Below are 6,622 nucleotides of genomic sequence, written 5' to 3' on the forward strand. Positions count from 1 at the left end.
TGCGAGGACAGGTTACCCTGCTTTTAGGGATGAAGTTCTTAAGGATTTATCAACAACAGCCTTCATTTCTTCAACAGAAGGCAGGAGTCTAACAAGTGCCGAAAAAAATGCTGACTTTGACCTCCTCTATGAAACAATTATAAAAAATTATGCCATAGATAAATCAAATGCGGAATCTTTTACAGAATTCACTAAAAAAAGTGATGAGTATAGAAAAAAAATAACTAGCTCAAAGACCGACCAAGATTTCTTTATGCTTCTGGGTGAATATTTAAGTTTGATAAACGATTCAACTACCAAGATTCTAGATAAGGATAGTTACACTGACTTATTTAATTATTACAAAAACAAAAAGGGGTCTTCCATGAAGGAAATTTTGGAAAATCCTCAGGTAGTGAACCGTTATAAAAGAATTATTAACGAAAAAAATGTTAATAAAGCGTCAGTTGGGATTGAAAATGGTCGCATTCTGAGAGTATCCTTGCCAAATTTCAAGGTAGGTGATATAAAAAAAATAATTGATGAAACAATAAAATCTCTGACAGCAGCACCAGGTATTTCAACTATGCTTATTGATTTATCCGATAATAATTCACTTAATGATATTTTTGTAAATGAATTTGCCAAATACTTTATCCACCAAGATTACAACAAAGAAGATTTGATATTTTACAGGGGCAACTTAATAGAAAACACCCTAAAGGATATAAAAGATGATGAAAAATCACCATACCAAACTGCCTTTGTGAAAAATCTTTCTGGTAAATACAAGGAAAAAGTTGAACATTTCGACCTAAAGCCTTATATGTACTACGACCAAGTTTCCTTAAAAATACAAAAAGATACAACTTTTGCATCTAGAAATATTTATATACTTACAAATGCAAATACAGCCAACGAAGCAATTAAACTTGCATCAATTTTCAAGGAATCTTCAAATGCCTATGTAGTTAAAAATGCCCTAGATCCAAATCCTACAATTCAGGATAGGATTTATGAATTTCCACCAAGTCTTTTCATGCTTGACCACTCTGGCTTAATCATTTCCCTAAATACAGCCAGGGCCGAAGGACCTAATAGGTATCTTGAATACAATCAGAGAATAAACTCTAAATATCCTATTTCATCCATGCTTTCTTTAATACGATGAAAAACGCAAAAAATAGACCCCTAGGGGTCTATTTTTGATTCTTATCTAAAATTTCTTATGGCAAATTCCTCGCCTTTTCTGCCTGCAATCGCTGATATGGCGAGTGCTGCAATTAGGCCTAGGAAGGTTAGGACCGCTCCAATAGATACTGCGTTGGATGCCTTATCTGCCTTATCTTTTGCCTTTTCTACTGTCTCGTCAGCTGTGATTTTTGCTTCTTTGGCAAGTTCGTTAATCTTATCGCTTGCCTGGTTTATTGCCTTGCTTGTTTCCACAGCTGCCTTATCAAGTTCATCATAAATATTTTTGCTAATTTCTTTTGCTTCCGCTTGGCTTAGTTGAGTATTTTTCGCTACTGCATTAGCAATAGCATCCTCATCAGCAGCATTTGCTACAGTCTCAGCTTTTTTTGTAAGTGATTTTGTCAACTTATCAATTTCAGAACCAGCACTTTCTGGATTAAGTGCTATAGCCTTTACTGCTTTTGATATTTCATCCTTGCTTTCTTTAACTACTTCTTCAAGATAATCAGGTTTTAATTCTTCAACATCTGTATCGGCTAGGTATTTTTTTAGGTTTGTTTGAAGTTCTTCTGTATCTACATCTTCGATTCCTTCGCCAACCTTATCAACAGTTGCTCCGATTGCAGAGCTTGCAGCATCTCCTGCCCCGCTTATGGCAGAGCCTGCAACATTTGCAGCCGAACCAGCAACAGCTCCTGCTGCTTGGCCTGCAATACCTAATGTTGTTGCTACCGCATTAAATACAAGGGTAAATAGTAGTAAAACTGTTACTGCCCAAGTAATTGCCCCATGTAGTAGACCTGTAGATCTTGCTGCATAACCTGCTACAAAACCACCTGCACAAAATGAAACTATGAGAGTGATGGCAGTCCAAAGTCCTGTAAAAATTCCAATTCCAGCAAAAGGATTAGCAGAGTTAGCCGAAAAAATTCCAAATCCTAAAGCTGCTGTCAATAAACTCAAAACTGTAAATACAGCCGCTCCTGAAACAGCGCCTGCTATTATAGAAGACCAAGATAAGTTCCTACCAGCATCAAGTCTAGCCTCTCTGTCAATTAAGATTTCCTTCCTTCTCTCTTGGCGATTTCTCCTCGTACTTTCGCCTTGGTTTTGATTATTTATTTCAGTCATAATTCCTCCTTATTATATAATCATTTTAAACAATGTATGTTTATTATACCGGAACATAAAATAAATTAAAATTTTACTTTTATTTCCTTAATAATTCATTTTAAAAATAGAATTATCCCTAAGGATTTCTCCTACCATATCCCTGCCCTTGTGCATCTTCTTTATATTTTTGATATCCAAAATTATAACATCCGCACGGAGAAGTTTTTCCTTTGCATGGTCTGTAAGATAAGTAGAATTTATAATTAAAACAGGAATTAAATCTTCAACAGCTCCCCTAAAGTCCCTTATCATTTTCTTAATTTCTTTTTCTGATATCTTGTGGTCATACTTATAATTCCTAATTTCTAGGGCAAAGCGTTTATCATTCTTTTTAGCATAGAGGTCAAAACGGTGACTTCTCTGGTATTCTTCCTGATAGGGTTCAACTTTATAACCTGCTCTCCTAAAGGCCTCTGAAATAAATTCCTGACTTGATAGGTCAAAGAGGATTTTCCTTAGGGCTTTCAAAAGTCCTTCTGGCTTTATCTTGAAAATACCCCTGTATTGGATTTCTCCTTCTTTAAGTCTTTTTATATCGAAACCTATGAGCAAACCTTGGACTACGTTGAAATTTCCATGGGCAATTGCGTTTCTAACGTGTCTTAAAAGGCTCATTGTCTTTGTCTCCCCATCTGCCAAAGTCATGACGATTTTTTGATCATTTAGGCATATTCCCTTCCTAAAGTCATCTACAATGTAATTTTTGATTGAATTAATAAAAAGCACGTCAATATCCCTAAGCTTCATCACAGCCATTAACTCTTCAAAAACATAGTCATCGTATTCTAAATTAATAAGCAAATCTTCCTTATTAGCCTGCTCTGAATTAATATTTGGCACATACCACAAGAGGTATTTTATGGCCTCATCAAGGTTTGGATCAAGCTTAATAGGCACATCACCGTGTTTTATCTGGTATTTTATTTTATTTTTACACTTTTGAAGCTCGAACTTCTTACTTAATTCCATACTATCTCTTAATTTCGACCTGGTCTTTCCTTGACCAAATAGCCTCTATTTCTCCCCTATAAAAAATATCTATGGACATGTCAAAAGCAGATGGCCTCCCATCTTTATAAAAATTACCTATACCATAAAAGTGAATGAGACCTTCACCATAGGCTTCTTCTATAATATCAAAGGTGTAGTCCTTAAATTCATCAATGGTTAAATTTTTAGGCTCTTTTTCAAATACTACTATCCTCACAGGATAAGCCCTGTTAGCTTCTATGTCTATAAGGTCATGGCAAATAATTTTTGGATTATCTATGGCGAAAGATTTACCATTTTCAAAAATAACCATGCTTGCAAGGCTTATTTCAAAGTCCTTTTCCCTCCTCTTGATTGCAAAAATTTTAGAATCATGAAGGCTAAATACTTCTCTGTAAGGTTTTAAAATCATAGAATCTCCTTAAAGTTTTAAGCCTATTACAAAGTTTCCGTCCTTATTTTCAACCACTTCTATATCTATGGCAAGGTCCTTAGCATAGAGTTTTGACAAATATAGTCCCATACCCGTTGATTTGTGAATTTTATCAACTTCGCCTGTAAAGGCCTTTTCAAAAATAAAGGCTATATCTTGATCAGCAACTTTAGGCCCATTGTTTCCTATATAAAGATTTTTACCCTTATTGGTTATATTTATAACTCCATCACAGTATTTAATCGCATTTGAAATAATTTGGGAAATGATAAATATCAAAGTATTTTTGTCTGTGAATACTTTGACCTCCCCCACATCTTCCCTTATAATAATCCCCGCTTCAGCAATTAAGGGGTAATAGGCCTTTATGGCTTCATCTAGACAATCTTTTACAAAAACTTCCTCCATCTTATAGTCTTTTTTACTAGCATCAAGCCTTGCATAATATAGGATTTGGTTTATATAATTTTCTATATTTGTGTTGGCAAGACTTAGTTTTTCAATACTTTGCCTATCGAAGACATTTTTGTGGTTTTCTAGAAATAAATTTGCAAAGGCTAGGGGAGTTTTTATCTCGTGGGCCCACATTTCTATAAATTCCCTGTAGGAAATGAGTTTAGATCTAGCTTCTTCTAGCCTCTTATCCTTTATTTTTATCGCCAACTGATAGTCATCAAAGATTTTCTTATAGTCATCTCCAAATTCTCCCACTAGGGCATCCTTGGCTAAAAATGAATTTTTTATCAGAAATTCTTCCAGAAGTTCTATTCTTTTTTTATTTCTTTTCCTTATAGTCCTTAGGATAAAAACTAAAGCCAAGATGGTAAATAAAAGAATAAATATTATAAAGTTGTGAATTAAAGTTGGTCCAATTAGGTATATTAAAAAAATAAAGCAAATATCCAAGGCTAAAAAGGCCACTATCCAAAGAAGTCCGTCTTTAAATGTACTATTCATCGCAAACTCCAAGTCCGTATCCCTTGCCTCTCTTGTTGTAGATATTGTAAGGCCCTAAGTTTTTTAGTTTTTTTCTTAATCTGGTAATATTTACCTGGAGGATGTTTTCGTCTATATAAATTGTTGACCACACAGCCTCCAAGAGTTCGTCTTTGGATACTATTTCCGGGTAGGATTCCATAAGTTTTTTGACAATGTCGGCTTCGGTTTGGGGTAGGATTAAGTAGGTATCCTTGTAAGACAACTTTGATGTAGATATTTCTAAATTTAGGTCACCTATATTTAGGATATCTTGGAAATGGTCAAATAAATTTAGGAGTTTTTCCATCCTTAAAATTAATCTCCTTGTATCGACTGGCTTGGCTAGATATTCATCTGCTCCTATTTCTAGACCCCTTATCTCATCTTCAATCCCAACCCTAGATGTAAGCATCAAAATAGGAATATTTGATTTTTCTTTGATTTCCCTACATATATCAAAACCAGAAATCCCAGGTAAATTTATATCTAAAATCACAAGGTCAGGTCTTTGGTCAAGAGCAATTTGACTTGCCTTTAGGAAATTATCTACGCTTGCCACTTCATAATTCTTATTTTCCAAAAATTCCCTTAGTTCATTTAAGAGATTCCTATCGTCTTCAATTATCAAAATTTTCTTCATAATCAACAATCCTTTCATAGCTCATTCTTAGGATAAACCTCAAAAATAGGCCCATCAAAATCAAAAGTGCCAGGCCAATTAAAGATAAGGTCCCAATTATTGTGCTAAGTTTTAGTTCGAGAAATATATTCATTGTATATGGTATTTTGGTAAATAAAAATATTGACACAATAATTGAAACAAGGCCCACAGTAAGAAAGAGTGTTGTGTATTCCTTTTTGATTATAGACCTTATTTCATCCATGTCTTGGCCCAAAAGCCTTAAGGTTTTTAGTTTTTCTTTAGATTTTTCAAAGAGAATAAAAATCCTGATTGTAAAAAAACTTAGACCAGCTAGGATAAAAATTAAACTCAGATAAAAATAGGTATAAAGATTTTCCGTAATCTGAGAAATGGCATTTTTTGCCTGCCAGATGTAGGATTCGTACTTATAGCCTCCCTTGATAAAGGCCTCCCTCAACATATCTGATCCCCTAGAAAAACCAAAAGAATTTACAAAATCCTTGCTTATATTAACATTATAGGCAAAGGGAGATTTTTTTCCTATTAATTTATCGTAAACCTTATCGTTTACAACAACCATGCTAGAAAGTTTAATCACATCGTTAGAAAAAATTTTATTCGACATCACAAGAGGCCTTAGCCTAAAATCTTTGCCTCCTAATTTTATAGACAAAGCATTTTTCTCTAAAGTGTCCTCAAGAGCATATTTTTCATTTTCACTACTTGCTAGGAGAATTGCTTCATCTAAGCCTAAATCAACTTTGGTCTTATAAATATTTTCAAATGTTGTTTCCCTAAGTAAAAACCTTGGTTGAAAGTAAAACTCATTTTTTGTTTGCCTATCAAGGCTAGGATTTTCCTTGACTAATTGGTTAATTTCACCAGATTGGATATCCTTATACTCATAACCAAAAATAGGATATATTTCACCAATCATTTGACTCATATCTGGGTTTTTTGCCAATGAATTTATTTTTTCCTTGGAATCATAAAGGGTAAAGTCGACCGGTCTTTCTAGGGAATTTTTAGAAGCTACACTGGTTAAGATGGTGTAGGCTAGGATAAAAGTGCCTATAATTAGCATAAAACTTGTAAAAAGCAGGGAAGCCTTGTCTTTCTTGAAAGTTAGGCTCAAACTTTTCCTTACAATCAAATCCTTCTCGCTGGTCTTTTGGAGAATTTTTGATGATATAAAAAAAAGTATAAGCAAAAATATACTTATAAGACTTAGT

General features: G+C 34.1%; 7 protein-coding genes. 1 reads left to right on the forward strand and 6 read right to left on the reverse strand.

Annotated features, from left to right (window positions below; all coding sequences use genetic code 11):
• Positions 1-1,150 (forward strand): peptidase S41 (locus tag RQ907_RS06745; RefSeq protein ID WP_311492613.1); only part of this gene is annotated, 1,150 nt, incomplete at its 5' end.
• 41 nt (positions 1,151-1,191) lie between these two features.
• Here RQ907_RS06745 and RQ907_RS06750 read toward each other — a convergent pair.
• From RQ907_RS06750 to RQ907_RS06775, 6 genes are all read right to left on the reverse strand, one after another.
• The gene (locus RQ907_RS06750; protein ID WP_311492614.1) at positions 1,192-2,304 is read right to left on the reverse strand and encodes a hypothetical protein; all 1,113 of its coding nucleotides are present in this window, start codon (positions 2,302-2,304) and stop codon (positions 1,192-1,194) included.
• 87 nt (positions 2,305-2,391) lie between these two features.
• On the reverse strand, positions 2,392-3,315 hold the full coding sequence (locus tag RQ907_RS06755) for a restriction endonuclease (RefSeq protein ID WP_311492615.1): 924 nt from the start codon (positions 3,313-3,315) through the stop codon (positions 2,392-2,394).
• A gap of 1 nt (position 3,316) precedes the next feature.
• Positions 3,317-3,748, reverse strand: coding sequence for a hypothetical protein (locus tag RQ907_RS06760; protein WP_311492616.1), 432 nt, complete (start codon positions 3,746-3,748; stop codon positions 3,317-3,319).
• A gap of 9 nt (positions 3,749-3,757) precedes the next feature.
• Positions 3,758-4,726 carry a HAMP domain-containing sensor histidine kinase gene (locus RQ907_RS06765; RefSeq protein WP_311492617.1) on the reverse strand — a complete coding sequence of 323 codons (969 nt, stop codon included), beginning with the start codon at positions 4,724-4,726 and terminating at the stop codon, positions 3,758-3,760.
• Positions 4,719-5,387, reverse strand: a complete 669-nt coding sequence (locus RQ907_RS06770) for a response regulator transcription factor (protein WP_311492618.1) — start codon at positions 5,385-5,387, stop codon at positions 4,719-4,721. The genes RQ907_RS06765 and RQ907_RS06770 overlap by 8 nt, the downstream gene beginning before the upstream one ends.
• The coding region (locus RQ907_RS06775; RefSeq protein ID WP_311492619.1) for a hypothetical protein at positions 5,365-6,622 on the reverse strand (1,258 nt) is incomplete at its 5' end. The genes RQ907_RS06770 and RQ907_RS06775, both read right to left, overlap by 23 nt.

The organism is uncultured Anaerococcus sp., assembly GCF_963510575.1.
Classification (GTDB): Bacteria; Bacillota; Clostridia; order Tissierellales; family Peptoniphilaceae; genus Anaerococcus.